General features: G+C 65.3%; 15 protein-coding genes. 6 read left to right on the top strand and 9 right to left on the bottom strand.

Features of this window, described 5'->3' with window-relative positions; all coding sequences use genetic code 11:
• Positions 1-13: 13 nt before the first annotated feature.
• From RPS27_RS17445 to RPS27_RS17425, 5 genes are read left to right on the top strand one after another with little or no spacing between them, the layout of a single operon-like run.
• Entirely contained in the window at positions 14-973 is a 960-nt protein-coding gene (locus RPS27_RS17445; RefSeq protein WP_194405829.1) for an ABC transporter permease, read from the top strand.
• Positions 939-1856, top strand: coding sequence for an ABC transporter permease (locus RPS27_RS17440; RefSeq protein ID WP_194405830.1), 918 nt, complete (start codon positions 939-941; stop codon positions 1854-1856). Before RPS27_RS17445 ends, RPS27_RS17440 begins: the two co-directional genes overlap by 35 nt.
• Positions 1856-2851, top strand: a complete 996-nt coding sequence (locus tag RPS27_RS17435; protein WP_212065883.1) for an ABC transporter ATP-binding protein — start codon at positions 1856-1858, stop codon at positions 2849-2851. Before RPS27_RS17440 ends, RPS27_RS17435 begins: the two co-directional genes overlap by 1 nt.
• Entirely contained in the window at positions 2848-3816 is a 969-nt protein-coding gene (locus tag RPS27_RS17430) for an ABC transporter ATP-binding protein (RefSeq protein ID WP_194405832.1), read from the top strand. The genes RPS27_RS17435 and RPS27_RS17430 overlap by 4 nt, the downstream gene beginning before the upstream one ends.
• A gap of 42 nt (positions 3817-3858) precedes the next feature.
• Positions 3859-5121 (top strand): MFS transporter, encoded by a 1263-nt coding sequence (locus RPS27_RS17425; RefSeq protein ID WP_259215492.1) that lies wholly within the window; start codon positions 3859-3861, stop codon positions 5119-5121.
• 11 nt (positions 5122-5132) lie between these two features.
• Here RPS27_RS17425 and RPS27_RS17420 read toward each other — a convergent pair whose 3' ends face one another.
• The 3 genes from RPS27_RS17420 to RPS27_RS17410 form a co-directional block, all read right to left on the bottom strand.
• On the bottom strand, positions 5133-5723 hold the full coding sequence (locus RPS27_RS17420) for an HAD family hydrolase (protein ID WP_212065993.1): 591 nt from the start codon (positions 5721-5723) through the stop codon (positions 5133-5135).
• A gap of 134 nt (positions 5724-5857) precedes the next feature.
• Entirely contained in the window at positions 5858-7762 is a 1905-nt protein-coding gene (locus RPS27_RS17415) for a diguanylate cyclase domain-containing protein (protein WP_212065884.1), read from the bottom strand.
• A gap of 182 nt (positions 7763-7944) precedes the next feature.
• On the bottom strand, positions 7945-8166 hold the full coding sequence (locus RPS27_RS17410) for a dodecin (protein WP_194405834.1): 222 nt from the start codon (positions 8164-8166) through the stop codon (positions 7945-7947).
• 149 nt (positions 8167-8315) lie between these two features.
• Here RPS27_RS17410 and RPS27_RS17405 point away from each other — a divergent pair, with 149 nt between their 5' ends.
• The gene (locus RPS27_RS17405; protein WP_212065885.1) at positions 8316-9197 is read left to right on the top strand and encodes a DMT family transporter; all 882 of its coding nucleotides are present in this window, start codon (positions 8316-8318) and stop codon (positions 9195-9197) included.
• A gap of 15 nt (positions 9198-9212) precedes the next feature.
• Here RPS27_RS17405 and RPS27_RS17400 read toward each other — a convergent pair whose 3' ends face one another.
• From RPS27_RS17400 to RPS27_RS17375, 6 genes are all read right to left on the bottom strand, one after another.
• Positions 9213-9770 carry an HNH endonuclease gene (locus tag RPS27_RS17400; RefSeq protein WP_194405835.1) on the bottom strand — a complete coding sequence of 186 codons (558 nt, stop codon included), beginning with the start codon at positions 9768-9770 and terminating at the stop codon, positions 9213-9215.
• Between the two features lie 214 nt (positions 9771-9984).
• On the bottom strand, positions 9985-10962 hold the full coding sequence (locus tag RPS27_RS17395) for a peptidyl-alpha-hydroxyglycine alpha-amidating lyase family protein (protein WP_212065886.1): 978 nt from the start codon (positions 10960-10962) through the stop codon (positions 9985-9987).
• Between the two features lie 126 nt (positions 10963-11088).
• Positions 11089-12852, bottom strand: coding sequence for a flavin-containing monooxygenase (locus RPS27_RS17390; RefSeq protein ID WP_212065887.1), 1764 nt, complete (start codon positions 12850-12852; stop codon positions 11089-11091).
• Positions 12853-13003: 151 nt separating this feature from the next.
• Positions 13004-14530, bottom strand: a complete 1527-nt coding sequence (locus tag RPS27_RS17385; RefSeq protein WP_212065888.1) for an acyl-CoA synthetase — start codon at positions 14528-14530, stop codon at positions 13004-13006.
• 23 nt (positions 14531-14553) lie between these two features.
• Positions 14554-15738: an ABC transporter substrate-binding protein gene (locus RPS27_RS17380; RefSeq protein WP_212065889.1), complete on the bottom strand. Its 1185-nt coding sequence runs from the start codon at positions 15736-15738 to the stop codon at positions 14554-14556.
• A gap of 37 nt (positions 15739-15775) precedes the next feature.
• Positions 15776-16750 (bottom strand): nitronate monooxygenase family protein, encoded by a 975-nt coding sequence (locus RPS27_RS17375; RefSeq protein ID WP_212065890.1) that lies wholly within the window; start codon positions 16748-16750, stop codon positions 15776-15778.
• Between the last annotated feature and the right edge of the window lie 33 nt (positions 16751-16783).

Below are 16783 nucleotides of genomic sequence, written 5' to 3'. Positions count from 1 at the left end.
GGGGCTTTCCCTCATGAGTCAATATGTTCTACGTCGCCTGCTGATCGCGATTCCGAGCCTGCTCGGAATTTCGGCCGTGCTGTTCTTCGTGCTGGCGCTTGCGCCGGGCGATCCCTTCTCCGAATTGGCGACGAATCCGAACGTTCCGCCCGAAGTGCAGGCCGCACTTCGGGCCAAGTTCGGCCTCGACGATCCGATCCACCTTCGCTACCTGCATTGGCTCAGCGCCATGCTGCACGGCGACTGGGGCTTCTCCTTCGTCAGCAGGATGAACGTCGACACGCTCATCCTGCAGCGCCTGCCGGCCACGCTCTACGTGATCGGCTCGGCGCAGATCCTGGCCCTGCTGATCGCGATCCCGGTCGGCGTCTATGCCGCGACCAAGCCCTATTCGCTGTTCGACCAGATCGCCAATACGCTCGCCTTCGTCGGCTTCTCGCTGCCGACCTTCTTCACCGGCATCCTGTTCATCCTGATCTTCTCGGTCACGCTGGACTGGCTGCCGTTCGTCTATACCACCGACATCAAGGCCACCGGCATCCACTGGGTGCTGGAGATGATCCGCCAAGCGATCATGCCGGTGGCGGTGCTCGGCCTGTTCCAGGCGGCGTCGATGACGCGGTTCGTGCGTTCGGCGATGCTGGACGTGATCCGGCTCGACTACGTCACCACCGCCCGCGCCAAGGGGCTCGGGCAGGCCAAGGTCATCGTCAAGCACGTGATGCGCAACGCCATGATCCCGGTCGTGACGTTGATCGCGCTGCAGATGCCCGCGGTGTTCGGCGGCGCCATCGTCACCGAGCAGATCTTCCGCATTCCCGGCATCGGCTCGCTGCTGATCTCCTCCATCCTCTCCAACGACACGCCGGTGGTGATGGCCGTTACCTTCGTCTTCGCGTGTCTCGTCGTGCTGTTCAATCTCATCGCGGACGTGCTTTATGGCTGGCTTGACCCTCGCATCTCCCTCCGCTGAGCGGCGCGTCTACTCGCCCTGGCGAGAGACGTGGCGGCGTTACAGCCGCCACAAGCTCGCCGTCGTCAGCGCCTTCCTGCTCCTCATTCTGGTTCTCGCCGTCGTGGCCGGGCCCTTCGTGTGGCGTGTGAAGATCAACGACATCGACATCGTCGCGGGCATGCAGGGGCCGTCGCTCGCCCATCCGTTCGGGACCGACGATCTCGGCCAGGACATCCTGGCGCGCATGATCTATGGCGGCCGCATCTCGCTCGCGGTCGGCCTCGCCGCGATGCTGGTCTCGGTCTTCATCGGCACGCTGATCGGCGCGCTCGCCGGCATGTCGCGCGGTGCGCTCGGGCACGGCCTGATGTGGCTGACCGACCTCTTCCTGTCGCTGCCGCAACTGCCGCTGCTGCTCCTGCTGATCTACCTGTTCCGCGACGGGTTGAAACAGGTGTTCGGCCCCGAAGGCGGCATCTTCATCCTGATCGTGCTCGTGATCGGGGGGCTGCGCTGGATGCCGGTGGCGCGGCTCGTGCGCGCGCAATTCCTGTCGATCCGCGAGAAGGAGTTCGTCGAGGCTGCACGCGCGCTCGGCGCCAGCCCGGTGCGGCAGGTGGTGCGGCATATCCTGCCCAATGCGCTCGGCCCGGTGATCATCGCCGGCACCATCGACGTTGCCGCCGCGATCATCGCGGAATCGACGCTGTCCTTCCTCGGCCTCGGTTTCCCACCGGATACGCCGACCTGGGGCCGGCTGCTGTATGACGCCAAGGACTTTCTCGACATCGGCCCGCACTGGGCGCTGTTCCCAGGCGGCGCGATCTTCATCGCGGTGGTGGCCATCAACTTCATCGGCGACGGTCTGCGTGACGCGCTCGATGCGCGACGGGTGATCTGATGGCGCCGCTGCTCGAGATCAAGGGACTGAAGACCCACTTCTCCACCGATGACGGCAGCCTGCAGGCCGTCGACGGCGTCGACATCTCCATCAACCGGGGCGAGACGCTTTGCGTCGTCGGCGAGTCCGGCTGCGGCAAGACCGTCACCGCGATGTCGATCCTGAAGCTGATCGCGATGCCCCCGGGCCGGATCGCGGCGGGCCAGATCATCTTCGAGGGCCGCGACCTGGTGCCGCTGACGAGCAACCAGCTCGACGAGATCAGGGCCAAGGAGATCGGCTTCATCTTCCAGGAGCCGATGACCTCGCTCAACCCGGTGCTGACCATCGGCGAGCAGATCGCCGAGAGCCTGCGCCGCCACGAGGCCGTGACCAGAAAGCAGGCGCTCGATCGCACCATCGAGATGCTGAAGCTGGTGCAGATCCCCAACGCCGAAGGCCGGGTGCACAATTATCCGCACCAGTTTTCCGGCGGCATGCGCCAGCGCGTGATGATCGCGATGGCGCTGGCCTGCAAGCCGAAGCTGATCATCGCCGACGAGCCCACCACCGCGCTTGACGTCACCATCCAGGCCCAGATCCTCGACCTGCTCCAGGACATGAAGGAGCGCTTCGGCATGGCGGTGATGCTGATCACCCATGCCATGGGCGTCGTCGCCGAAACCGCGCAGCGCGTCGTCGTGATGTATGCCGGCAAGGTCGTGGAGGAGGCGCCCGTCGACGACCTCTTCGACCATCCCGGCCATCCCTATACGCAAGGCCTGATCCGCTCGATCCCGCGCATCGATCTCGACAGCGAGCACAAGACGCGGCTCGAGGCGATCGGCGGCTCGGTGCCGATCCTGATCAATCCGCCGGTCGGCTGCCGCTTTGCGCCGCGCTGCAAGTTCGCCATGAATGTCTGCACCGAGAAGGAGCCGCTGCTGCGCGAGATCGCGCCCGGTCACCGCATGGCCTGTCATCTCGGGGATCCGAACCTGGGAGCCGCGTCATGAGCGAACCCTTGCTCCGCGTCAGCGGCCTGAAGAAACATTTCCCCGTGCTCGGCGGCCTGTTGTCGCGCCAGGTCGGCACCGTCTATGCGGTCGACGGCGTGTCGTTCTCGGTCAACCGCGGCGAAACGCTCGGTCTCGTCGGCGAATCCGGCTGCGGCAAGTCGACCACGGGACGTTGCGTGCTGCGCCTGATCGAGCCGACCGACGGCGAGGTCGTCTTCGACGGCCAGGACGTGCGTCAGCTCGGCGGCAATGATCTGCGCGCGATGCGGCGGAACATGCAGCTGGTGTTCCAGGATCCGTTCGCCTCGCTCAATCCGCGCATGACGGTCGGCGCCATCCTCGGCGAGGCCTTCACCATCCACAATCTCGCATCGTCCGCGAAAGAGCGCGAGGAACGTGTTGCGGGACTCCTGGTCAAGGTCGGGCTCAAGGCCGAGCATATGCGGCGCTACCCGCATGAATTCTCGGGCGGCCAGCGCCAGCGCATCGTGATCGCGCGCGCGCTCGCCGTCGAGCCGAAGCTGATCGTCTGTGACGAGCCGGTCTCGGCGCTCGACGTGTCGATCCAGGCCCAGGTCATCAACCTGCTGGAAGACCTCCAGGCCGAGTTGAACCTCACCTATCTCTTCGTCGCGCACGACCTCTCGGTGGTCGAGCACATCTCCGACCGCGTCGCGGTGATGTATCTCGGACGCATCGTCGAGCTGGCGAAAGCGAGCGACCTCTACCGCAATCCGCAGCACCCCTACACGAGGGCGCTGCTCTCGGCGGTGCCGGTGCCCGATCCCAAGCTGAAGCGTGAGCGCATCCGCCTCAAGGGCGACGTGCCGAGCCCGATGAAGCCGCCGTCGGGCTGTCACTTCCACACCCGCTGCCCGATTGCCCAGCCGCGCTGCGCCGAGAGCGCGCCCGTGCTGAAGGAGGGCGCTGGAGGGCATTTCGTGGCGTGTCATCTGGCCTGACGCCGGCAGGCGATTGCGACGGATTGGTGCGGGGAGGGGAACGTGAGTCAGATCCATGATACCGGTCTCATCATGACTGAAGCGGAGCTGCTTTCGACTCGAGCCACCAAAATCGGCGCCGATGCGCGCCGGGCGTTGTGGGGATCTGCGCTGGGTTACGGCATGGATGGGTTCGATCTGCTCATCCTGGGCTTCATGCTGACGGCGATCTCTAGGGATCTTCATCTGACGCAGCCCCAGGCTGCCTCGCTGGTGACCGCGACACTGGTCGGGGCGGTGCTCGGTGGCTTCGTCTTCGGCCTGCTGTCCGACCGTCTCGGGCGGGTCCGCGTCCTGACCTGGAGCATCGTCCTGTTTGCGGTCTTCACGGGACTATGCGCCTTGGCCCAGGGTTATTGGGATCTCATGATCTACCGGGCCATCGCAGGCATCGGGCTCGGCGGCGAATTCGGCATAGGCATGGCGCTGGTCGCCGAGGCCTGGCCGTCGGACAAGCGGGCGCGGGCGACCTCCTATGTCGGTCTCGGCTGGCAATTCGGCGTGCTCTGTGCGGCGCTGGTGACGCCGATCCTCCTGCCTCTCATCGGCTGGCGCGGCATGTTCGCGGTCGGGCTGTTTCCGGCTCTGGCTGCCTATGTGATCCGGCGCAGGCTGCACGAGCCCGACATCTTCCTGGCTCGTCGGGCCACGACGACGGATGCCGTCGCCTCGCTTCGCGCGCTCGTCGCCGACAGAGAGACGGCAAAGATCAGCCTTGCCATGGTCATCCTCTGCTCGGTGCAGAATTTCGGCTATTACGGCATCATGATCTGGCTGCCGAACTATCTCTCGACGCGGTTCGGCTATGGCCTCACCCAATCGGCAGTCTGGACCTCCGTCACCATTGCCGGCATGGCGCTTGGCATCTTTCTGTTCGGCCATGCGGCCGATCGCTTCGGTCGCCGACCTGCGTTCCTCACTTACATGCTGGGCGCAGCCGTCATGGTGCTGGTCTATTCGCAATTGACTGCCGCCACCGCGCTGTTGGTCGGCGGAGCCGTGATGGGCTTCTTCGTCAACGGCATGCTCGGCGGCTACGGCGCGCTGATGAGCGAGCTCTATCCGACCGCTTCGCGGGCGACTGCACAAAACGTGTTCTTCAATATCGGCCGCGCGGTCGCAGGGTTCGGTCCGCTGGTGGTCGGCCTGATCAGCGCGTCCTACGGCTTTCCGACGGCGATCGGTGCGCTGGCGCTGCTCTATTTGCTCGATGTCGTGGCGCTACTCGCGCTGGTTCCGGAGCGGCGCGGCGCGGAGCTTGCCTGATCCGGCTCTGCTCACGACGCCGCGAGCAGGCCGTGCATCGCGAGCGCCTGCCTCAGAGCCTCCGGCGTGGTGTGATGATGCGCCAGGAGACCGGCTTCCTTCGCTCCGGCGACATTCTGCGCGAGGTCGTCGATGAAGAGAACGGTCGCGGGCGCCACCTGCAGCTCGGACAGGCAGAGACGGTAGCAGCGCGGGTCCGGCTTCGCGGTCTTGAACTGGGCCGAGGTGTAGATGTTCGCGCCGAACAGCGGACGCAGCTCCGGCAGCAGCGTGTCGATGTGGTCCGCGACCAGCGTGGTGTTGTTGGTCAGCACGGCGATATCGACGGTTTTGCGCAAGCTCGCGGCAATTTCCAGCATCGCGCGATCCGCCTGCATCGAGCGGCGCCGCGCCTCGACCCATTCGTCGAGCGATAGCGGATAGCCGATGCGTTCGCCAAAGCCGCGCAGATAGTCGGCGGCGTCGAGCGCGCCGGAATCGCCGAGCAGCTCGAATCCACTGTCCCAGATCGCCTTGTAGACGGCGTCGCTGGTCGATCCCGCAAGCTCCGCGAGACACGCGACACGCTTGCCCCTGTCGTAGCCGCAGAGGACGTTGTCCATGTCGAACAGGACGAGCTTGATTGTATCGGTCACGGCAGCACTCTCGGGTCGGCCGGCGCCCGGCCGGGCCCGGAGTCATATCCCGTCAGGCCGCAGGCGACAAACGGATGCGAGAAGGCGAAGGCGGACCCGTGTCACGCAGTCTTGGCGGGCCAGGGGACGACCTGTCCTGACATCACCAGGCGGTCACGACCGCTGTCCTTGGCAGCGTAGAGCGCGCGGTCGGCGGCGGCGACCAGCGTGCTGCAATCCGTCGTGACTTGGGACGGACGAGCGGTTGCAGCGCCGACGCTGGCGGTGACCAGCCGGCTGGGCGGATTTTGCACGTGCAGCAGCGCAAGCTCGTGCAGCGCCCGGCGGATCCCTTCACCGACCTCGGCGCAACCGGCGGCGTCGGTATTGGGCAACAGGACGGCGAATTCCTCCCCGCCGTAGCGCGCCGCGAGGTCGGCCGGGCGCTTGGCATGGGCAGACAGAATCCGACCGATGGCACGCAGGCAACCATCGCCCGCCACGTGCCCGTAATGGTCGTTGAACTTCTTGAAATGATCGACGTCGATCAGGAGCAGCGAAAGCTGTGTGTCGTCGCGCCGCGCGCGCGCCCATTCGTCGGCGAGACGTTCGTCGAAGGCGCGCCGGTTGGCGAGGCCGGTGAGGCCGTCGGTCGTTGCAAGCGAGGCGAGCTTGTCCTGCAGGTCCTTCTGCTCGGTGATGTCGCGCACGACTGCGACGACACCGTCAATCTCGCCGCTGTCCGACGCCAGCGTCACGTGCAGTGCAGCCTCGGCCCAGATCTCGCCCTTGTCGCGATGACGCTGGCGATAGACGAACCGCGCTTCCTCCGCTTCGCCGTTCTTCAGTGCGGTGACGGCCTGCTCGACCCGCTCCGTGTCGTCGGAGTGAATGCCGGCGAGCGACGAGGTGCCCAACAGTTCCTCGGGCGACCAGCCGGTAATGCGCACGCATGACGGAGACACGTAGAGCAACTGGTTGTCCAGTCCGATCCGGGTCACCATGTCGCTGGACTGCTCGGCCAGCAGGCGGAAGTTCGCTTCCTGGGCGACCAGCGCCTGTGCCGTCCGCTGCCGCTGCAGCAACTGACGGACCAGGAGGAAGCCGATCACCGCGATCAACAGGACGAGGCCGAGGACGAAGGTCATGCGTGCGGCGGCCGCTCTTCGCCACGGAGCCAGCACGTCGTCCTGCGACTTGCTCGCGAGCACCATCAGGGGGTAGCGGTTGCTGCGCTGATAGTAGCTCAGCCGCCTCACGCCATCGAGCGGCGACGTGAAATAGTAGATCGCCGCCGCGGGTCGGCTTCCCCACTCCCTGAACAGCGGCGTGTTGGACAGGTCGCGTCCGACGAAGGTGTCGCCTTCGTCGCGGCTGCGCGCCAGCAGGATGCCGCTGGTGTTGAGCAGCGATGCCGAGCCGTTCGGCCCGAAGTCGAACCGCTGGTAGAATTTCGCGAAATAGCTGACGTCGATCGTGAGCAGGGCAACGCCGGCGAAGCCGCCGTCGGCATCGTTGACCCGGCGCGAGGCCGTGATGATCCACTGGCCCCCGGCGCGGCTCTTGACGGGCCGCCCGATCAGCGTGCCCGTCTCCGGGGAGTCGCGATGGCGCTGGAAATATTCGCGGTCGCTGTTGTTGAGCTTGGAGAAGTCGAGGCGCTCCGTCGTGGCAAGCCAGCGGCCGGTGGCGTCGTAGACGAAGATGCCGCGGATACGGTCCGATGATTTGCGTGTCGGCAGATAGGCCTGGAGCTTCGTGATCGTGTCCGGACCCGTCCCGTCGATTTCGAGCCGGTGGACCAGTCCGACCAGCAGTGTGTCGGCCAGCTCGAACGTGTCGTCCGCATGCTGGATCAGGGAGTGGGCGAGGTTGGCGACGTCGATCTCGGCACTCCTGAGCTCGGCATTGCGTGCCTCCCATTCGCGCCAGATGCTCATGCCGAGGATCGCCACGCAGATGAGCACGACGAACCCAGCCGCCCAGAGCGGAAGGCGCGTCTTGCCGAGTTCGCGACTCGTCACCATCGGGCTTGCTCCAAATCGGAGCAAACCTCTCACTTTGACCTTAACGGCCTGTTGCAATATTTGCGATGATTGCGCAGGGTCCGTACTCTACCGGAGACCGTCGTGGATATCTCTCGATCGCCTCGCGGCCGGTGGATGTTCACGCGGACGGCGCGAGATGGTTCCCGTCGAAATCAGCCGCGTCATTCCTCCAGCGTGAAGCCGACGCGCAGCGTCACCTGATAGTGGCGGACGGCGCCGTTCTCGATGTGGCCGCGGGTCTGCACAACCTCGAACCACTTCATCTCCCGAATGGTCTTCGACGCGCGGCTGACCGCATTTTTGATCGCGTCCTCGATCGAGGTCTCGGACGATCCGACCAGGTCCAGGATCTTGTAGACATGGTCCTTCTCGGCTGCAGGCATGATGGTCTCCCTCGGTTGCGCTGCGGCACGCGCCCGCGCGCCGTGCTCTCATCTGAACGGGCGCCGGGCGGTCCAGTTCCGTTCTGCGCGATGGCTTGCATGCGCCGGCCGAGGTGGAGCGGCCGGTAGCCGCCTGCTATGCGCTATCCATGGATCCCGCACGACGCGACAGGATGATCGGCTCTCTCTGCCTCGGTGTCACGGCCTTCGGCTGGGCGTTGAACTGGCCGCTGATGAAGCTGCTGCTGCAGCAATGGCCGCCTTTGTTCGCGCGCGGGCTTGCGGGTGTTTGCGCCTCGCTCATCCTTGGTGCCCTGGTGTTGAGCCGGAAGGAATCGTTCGTCGTTCCGCGCGAGGCGATCCCGCGGCTGGTGTTGGCGACCTTCACCAATGTCTTTGCCTGGATGGGGCTCGGCACGGTCGCGATGAAGTACGTGACGGTGAGCGAGGGCGCCCTGCTCGCCTACACCATGCCGATCTGGGCGATGCTGTTCGCCTGGCCGGCGCTGCATGCACGGCCGGCCCCGCGGGATATCTTCGGACTTGTCCTCGGTGTCGCCGGCGTCACGCTGCTCCTCAGCGGCAACGGTCTTGCGTTCGGCGCCGACAAGCTGCTGGGTATTGTGCTGGCGCTGTCTTGCGCCATCCTGTTCGCGCTCGGCAACGTGCTCAACCGCAAGCCGCTGCCGCTGCCGCCGCTGGTCGTCGTCGCCTGGCAGGTCGGGCTCGGATGCGCCACGATGCTGATCCTCGGCGTCGCGTTCGAGCGTCCCGACGTCACCGCGATCACCCCGCTGGGGCTCGGCTGCTTCGTCTACATGACGCTGGTGCCGATGGGGATCTGCTACGTCACCTGGTTCGAGACGCTGCGCCGTCTGCCACCGACCACGGCCTCGACCGGCATGTTGATCGTACCCGTGATCGGCGTCGTCTCCGCCGCCATCATTCTCGGCGAGCCGCTGGGCTATCGCGAATGGACGGCGATGGCGCTCACGCTCGGCGGCGTGACGCTGGCCCTGCAGCGGGGGTGAGGGCGCCGGCGCCTCCTACGGATCCAGCTCCGTATCCCAGTAGAGATAATCCAGCCAGCTGTCGTGCAGATAGTTCGGCGGAAACAGGCGGCCGTTGCGGTGGAGCTGGTGCACGGTCGGCGCAAACGCGCTCTGGCGCGGAAACATTCTTGCTTGCGCCGGCGTCAGATTGCCCTTGCGCAGGTTACACGGCGAGCATGCCGCGACCACGTTCTCCCAGGTGGTCTGGCCGCCTTTGCTGCGCGGGATGATGTGATCGAAGGTGAGGTCTTCGGGCGAGCCGCAATATTGGCAGGCGAAACGATCGCGCAGGAAGACGTTGAAACGGGTGAAGGCGGGGTGGGTGGTCGGCTTGACGAAGGACTTGAGCGAGACGACGCTCGGCAGCTGCATTTGCAGCGTCGGACTGTGGACCGCCTGATCGTAGTGAGCGACGATGTTGACGCGGTCGAGGAACACCGCCTTGATCGCGTCCTGCCACGACCAAAGAGACAGCGGGTAGTAACTCAGCGGCCGGAAGTCCGCATTCAGCACCAACACCGGCCAACTGCCTTGCGAGACATGTGCGTTCAAGTAACGCTCCCGGCCTCCAATATACGCTGCGAAGCAGCATGTGTTGACATACTACATGCAGCGTGACGGGATTGTGAAGCCCGTTGAGCGACTTATTCAGGCGCAAGCAATGCGGCGCCGGGGTGGCGAAGGCGCACAAAAAGCCGCGATCTGGCGGAGGCATGCGGCGGACGCGGAACTGCCTGCCTCTGCGCGTCATGACGTGCCGTGGCAGCTACTCCCGTACCCGCTCCAGCTTCTGCAGGCATCGCGTGGCGCGCACCGTTGCCGGCATCTCCTCGTCCGGAAAGCTGGTCTTCCAGTCGGTGACGCCGACCTCGCCGACATAGATGTCGCCCTTCGAATCCAGCGCGATGCCGTGCGGCGCCAGGAATTTGCCGCTGGCAATGCCCGGGCCGTCCTCACCGCCGAGCCGTGCGATGCGCTGGCCCTTGGCGTCCACGATCGACAGTCGCGGGCCGAGATTGGGCACCTTGCGGTTGACGGCCATGCCGGGGCCGAGCTCGCCGATCACGAAGGTCGGGCTCTTCGCTCCGCCGCAGCAGCACAGCGCACAGGGGCGGTGCAAATTGTTCCACTGCGTCTCGTATTTGCCTTCGCCGTTGAACACCTGCACGCGATGGTTCTCGCGGTCGGCGACATAGACCCAGCCGTCGGCATCGGTGGCAATATTGTGCACGATGTTGAACTGGCCAGGATCGGTGCCCGGCTCGCCCCAGCTCGTCATCAACTTGCCGTCCGGCGTAAATTTATGCACGCGCGCATTGCCATAGCCGTCGGAGACATAGATCTCGCCCTTCGGCGACAGCGCAGTGTGGGTGCAGCGGTGGAACGGCTCGCCGCTCATGAACGGCGACGGTTTTGCGGGGATGCCGATGGTCAGCAGCACCTTGCCGTCGGTGGTGCATTTGCGCACGGTGTGGTCGCCGTCATCGGTGCAATAGAGATTGTCGTCGGCGTCGATGTGCAGGCCGTGCGCGCGCGAGAACAACCCTTCGCCAAAACTGCGCAGGAAATTGCCCTCGCGGTCCAGGACGACCATCGGATGAGCGCCGCGGTTGAAGACGTAGACGCGGTCCTTGCTGTCGACCGCGACCGAGGCGACGTCGGTGAGCTGCCAGCCGTCCGGCAGCTTTGCGAAATTGTCGACGACGCGATAGCGATGCTCGCCGCTGCCGAGAATGGCTGGCACTGATCTCTCCTCTTGTCATTCCGGAGCGCGACGAAGTCGCGAGCCCTCTATCCATTGGGCCGCGGGTCCCGGAGTTTCCATGGATTTCGGGTTCGCGCTACGCGCGTCCCGGAATGACGATTGTGATTACGTCCGCCCCAAAATTCCCTCCTCGATCGCCTTGATCTGCAGCGCGAGAAATTTCGAGTTGATGCGGCATTGCGCGAGGCTGCCGGCGATGAACCAGAGGCCGGGCTGCCGAGTGCGCGCATACATGTTGCGCAGCTCGAAGCCGTCGCCAAAGCCCCAGACCGGGCCGACGCGGTCGGCGACGGCATCGCCGAACAGCTTTCGCACGAGGTATTCCTGCGGCTTGTAGCCGGTGGAGAGCACGACGAGGTCGGCCGCAAGGGTCGAGCCGTCCTTCATCCGTGCGCCTTCGGTGACGAAGCTCTCGATGTCGGCAAATTGCCTGAGCCTGATCTTGCCCTCGACAATCAAATTGGAGCAGCCGACGTTGAAATAATAGCCGCCGCCGCGGGTGAGGTATTTGAATTGCCACCCCGTTCCGGCCTCGCCGAAATCGAGCTTGAAGCCGACGCGGGCAAGGCCGTCGAGCAGCTCATTGTCGAGCTGTTTCGACTGCTCGGTCAGCATGACGTGCGTCTTCTTCGCGAGCGGCGTCGGCATCGAGGCGGCGATCAAATCGTTGTCCTCGAGCGTGCCCTCATTGTAGGTGGCATAAGCAAGCTGCGCCGACGGCTCGATATTGGTGACGAGCGTGGGCGAGCGCTGCACCAGCGTCACCTCGGCGCCGCTGGAATAGAGATCCTGCGCGATGTCGTGGCCGCTGTTGCCGGTGCCGATGACGATCGCGCGCTTGCCGGTCCAGCTCTCGCCGTCCTCGTAGCGGCTGGAATGCAGCAGCGTCCCATTGAAATTGTCGAGGGTTGGAATCGCAGGAATGTTGGCAATGCCGCTGACGCCGGTCGCCATGATGACATGGCGCGGATGCATGGTGCGCTTGCCCCCGTCGGCGCGCCGCAATGTCACCGTCCAGCATGCCTTCGCCTCGTCATAGGCGCCGCCCTCGAATTCGGTGCCGGTCCAGAAGTTCAGCTCCATCGCGTCGACGTAAGCTTCGAACCAGTTGGCGAGCTTGTCCTTGGGGATATAGGTCGGCCAGCTCGGCGGAAACGGCATGTAGGGCAAATGATTGACCTGCACCTGGTTGTGCAGGGTCAGGGCATGATAGCGCTTGCGCCAATTGTCGCCGATCCTCGTCTCGCGATCGACGATCAGCGTATCGACCTGCAATTGCTTCAGCCGCGCTGCGATCGCAAGCCCGGCCTGGCCGCCGCCGACCACCAGCACGGCCGGATCGCGGTCGGCATAGTCGCGCGAGGCGTTGCGCAGATCGAGCCAGTTCGGCCCGCGGAAATCGCGGGAATAGGCCTGGCCGCGTGGTCGCGAGGTGCCGAGGCGCTCCTCGAATCTCCTGAGCTGCTCGAGCGCGGTCAGCAGCGTCCACGCTTTCAGACGGTCGCCGTCAGCGGTATCCGGAATGAGCCGGATGATGCCGCTGCCGCGCCCGATCGCGGTTTCGAACTTGAAGATCGCCTCGATGGTATTGGTGCCGGCGCGCGTCACCCAGCGCGGCGGTGCGCGGTCGGGCGCGATCTTGAAATCGCTTGGTGACGCTCTCGGCGCGAGCGCGGCCAGCGCTTGCGCAATCGTGTCGCGGCCGGCGAGCGTTTGCAGGTTCCAACTCAGCGCCAGCGCGTCGCGCCAGAAGCTGTCGGCGAGGAAGAGATGGCCGAGCGCATCGGGCTCGGGCTTGCCCAGCGTGCGCTCGAATGCATCGAGCCAGGCCTGCGCGGATGCGGCGATATCCTTCGTCCTGTCCAGCATGCGACCTCGTGGCCGTCTTCGCGGCGTTTCCTCGGGTCGAAGCTATCCTGTTTCGCGGGCCGCCAAAAGCCAGCGACCCCAGCGATGCCGGCATATGGCACTGCTCGGACGGAATGTGCCGGCGATGTCCAGGCCGGGCTTCGGCGGTGAACTAAGGCCCACCCGCCTTGTGGTCAGCCCAATAGGGGTCGCGCAGCTTGCGCTTGAAGATCTTTCCGGTCGCCTCGCGGGGCAGCGCATCCAGGAACTGAACGTCCTTCGGCACCTTGAAGTTGGCCAGCCGGTCGCGCAGCCAGCCTTGTACGGCGCTGGCGGAGAGCCGTGCGCCGCTGTCGGGCTCGATGCAGGCGCATAACCGCTCGCCATATTCCGCGTCAGGGATGCCGAAGACGGCGCAATCGCGCACGCCGGGCATTCCGATCAGCACGCTCTCGATCTCGGCGGGATAGATGTTGACGCCGCCCGAGATCACCATGTCGCGCTTGCGGTCGCACAGGAACAGATAGCCGTCTTCGTCGAGATAGCCGACATCGCCGACGCTGACGAGACCCTCGCGCCCCGCCTCGGCCCTGGCCTGCGCCTTGCCGTGATAGTCGAAATCCGGCACCGCCGTCTGCCGCATGAAGATCTCGCCGACCTCGCCGGCGCCGCAGGGGCTGCCGTCATCGCGAAAGATCTTGACGATACCGCCTTCGATGGCGCGGCCGACTGTCCCGGGCTTCTTCAGGGCTTCCTCGGCCGAATGCCACACCGGGATTCCGGTCTCGGTCGAGCCGAAATATTCGTGGATGACCGGTCCCCACCATTCGATCATGGCCCGCTTGACCTCGGGCGGGCAGGGCGCGGCGCCATGCACGACGAACCGCAGTGACGACAGGTCATAGCGATGGCGCACCGCCTCGGGCAGGCGGAGCAGGCGCACGAACATGGTCGGCACCATGTGGATGTGCGTCACGCGGTGCCGCTCGATCAGCGCCAAGAGTTCCTCGGCGTCGAACCGCGCCTGCAGCACGATGGTGCAGCCATTGCGGAACGCCATCATGCCGTAGGAGTGCGGCGCCGAATGATACATCGGGCCGTTGATCAGCACGATTTGGCCCTCGCGCGGCTTGATGCCATAGGCGATGGCGCCGACGCGCTCGGAGGCGGCGGCCTGCTCGGGAGGCATCGGCATGCGCCGCACGCCCTTCGGCATGCCCGTGGTGCCCGACGTATAGATCATCGCGGCGGCGCGGCGCGGCGGCTCCTGGGTTTCGGTGTGGCCGTCGCGCCAGCGGTCCCAATCGGTCAGTCCAGCGGGAACCTCGGTCAGCCCTGGAGGAATGGCGAACGTCGCCGCAAGCTCCGGCGGACTTGCGACGACGAGCAGGCGGACGTCGTCGGGGATCCCGGCGCGGATCTGCGGCAGCAGGTCGGCATGGCAAACGAGGATCTTCGCGCCGCTGTCGGTCAGGATGTAGCGGACTTCCTCGGCCTTGAGATGCCAGTTGATCGGCACCACCGGACTGCCGAGCGCGGCAGAGGCCGCAACCACTTCGAATAGCGCGAAATCGTTGCGCAGCATCATGGCAACCGGCGCGCCTTCGGCGAGGCCGAGGCCGCGAAGCCCGCTCGCCGCGCGTTTGATGCGCGCCTGGATCTCGTCATAGCCGATCCGGCGTTCGCCGCTGATGATCATGGCCTGTCCTTGTTCCGCCCGCATCACCGATCGTCCAGCACGTCGCCGAACCCGACCCAGCTCTTGCCGTTGAAGCGGCGGAGCTGCAGCTGCTGGAACGGCAGATAGTCGTCGGGGCCTGTCGTGACGGACATGCCCGGCAGCAGCAGCGGCAGCTTGACGTCCTTCAGCGACGCGGCCTGGCGCATGATGTTGTCGCGGCTGAAATCATCCTTGCAGGCCTTGAGGACCGTCATCAGCAGCGTCGCGTAATGGTAGCCGGCCGCGTAGTTGGAATTGGAGAGATCTGCGGTCGGCATGTATTGCTTCATGAAGGCGAAGTACTCCTTCACGCCGGGATCGCCGGCCCATTGCGGGTCCATCGTGTCCTTCTGGTTGCTCGACGAGATCAGCCCGACCGCATTGTCGAGCCCGGCCGGCTCGAGGAACGAGATCGACGAGGCTGATGTCGGCACGAAGAACAGCTCGGGCTTCCAGCCGATCTCGGCGACGCCCTTGATCATCTGCGAGGTGAACTTGCCGAGCACGACGCCGAACAGCACGTCGGCGCCCGATGCCTTCAACGTCGAAAGCTGCGAGCTGATCGTCGGCGCGCTGGTCTCGTAGGTCTGCTCCGCGATGATCATGCTCGCGGCCTTGTCACCGAGCGCGCGCTTGAAGCCGGCGACATAGTCCCGGCCGAAATCATCGTTCTGGGACAGGATGGCGATCTTGGCGGCCGGCCTGGTCCGCAGCACGTGCTTGGCATAGACCACGCCCTCGGATTCGTAGGCGGCCATGCCGGGCATGGTCCATTGATATTTCTGCGGATCGGCCCATTTGGTCGCGCCGGAGAGCACGAAAAGCTGCGGCACCTTCTTGCCGTTGAGGTAGCGCTGCACGGCGCTGTTGGTGGCGGTGCCGAGCGAACCGAACATCATCAGCACCTCGTCCTGCTCCACCAGCTTGCGGGTCTGCTCGACCGTCTTCGGCGGCGAATAGGCATCGTCCAGCGTGATGAACTTGACCTTGCGGCCGTTGATGCCGCCCTCGGCATTCACCTTCTCGAAGAACGCCTCCTGCGTCCGTCCGATCGCGCCGAAGCCGGAGGCGGGGCCGCTATAGGGCAGGGTCTGCCCGATCCGGATCTCATCGTTGCCTTCGGCATGGGCCTTGCCGGCGGCGAGTGTCAGCAACGACAGGCCGATCAGTGCGGCTGCCAGCTTCATGGTGTCCTCCCGTTTTTCGTTCTGTCAGTCCGAACCATCAGGCGCTGGCGCGCATCAGGAAATCCTGTCTTGCCTGGTCGAATTCGCCCTTCATCCGGTCCACGAGCTCGGCGACCGGCGGCGCGTCCACGATCTGGCCGATGCCCTGGCCCGATCCCCAGATGTCGCGCCACGCCTTTGATTTCATGTTGCCGCCGGAGCCGAAATTCATCCTCGACTTGTCGGCGGCCGGAAGATTGTCCGGATCGAGTCCTGCGGCGGCGATCGAAGGGCCGAGATAATTGCCGTGCACGCCGGTGAATAGGTTGGTGTAGACGATGTCATGCGCGGCGTGCTGCGTCAGCGCGGATTTGTAGGCCTCGTCGGCATTGGCTTCCTTCGTCGCGATGAAGCGCGTGCCCATATAGGCGAGGTCGGCCCCCAGCGTCAGCGCCGAGGCGATGCCGAAACCGTCGCTGATCGCGCCCGACAGCAGGATGGCGCCGCCGAACCATTGCTTGACCTCGCGCACCAAAGCGAAGGGCGACAGCGTGCCGGCGTGCCCGCCGGCGCCGGCGCAGACCAGGATCAGGCCGTCGACGCCCTGCTCGGCGGCTTTGCGCGCATGCTTGACGTTGATGACGTCGTGGAACACGAGGCCGCCATAGGAATGCGCGGCCTCGACGATCTCCGCGGGCGGCCGCAGCGAGGTGATGATGATGGGCGCCTTGTGCTTCACACAGGTCTCCATGTCCTTCATCAGCCGGTCGTTGGAGGCGTGGCAGATCTGGTTGACGGCGTAGGGTGCGACCTTCTTGCCGGGATTGCGCGATTTGTATTCGCCGAGTTCGTCCTCGATGCGGCTCAGCCACTCGTCGAGCTTCTCGACCGGACGGGCATTGAGCGCGGGAAACGAGCCGACGATTCCGGCCTTGCATTGCGCGATCACCAGGTCCGGGCCGGACACGATGAAGAGGGGTGAGCCGACGACGGGCAGCTCGAGATTGTTCTTGAGCAGGGCGGGCAGTGCCATCCGATCCTCCTGACGGCGCGCGTCGGCGGCCTG

Source organism: Bradyrhizobium sp. WYCCWR 12699, assembly GCF_032144035.1.
In the GTDB taxonomy this organism is placed as follows: Bacteria; Pseudomonadota; Alphaproteobacteria; order Rhizobiales; family Xanthobacteraceae; genus Bradyrhizobium.
This window is presented reverse-complemented; position numbering and strand designations above follow the sequence as displayed.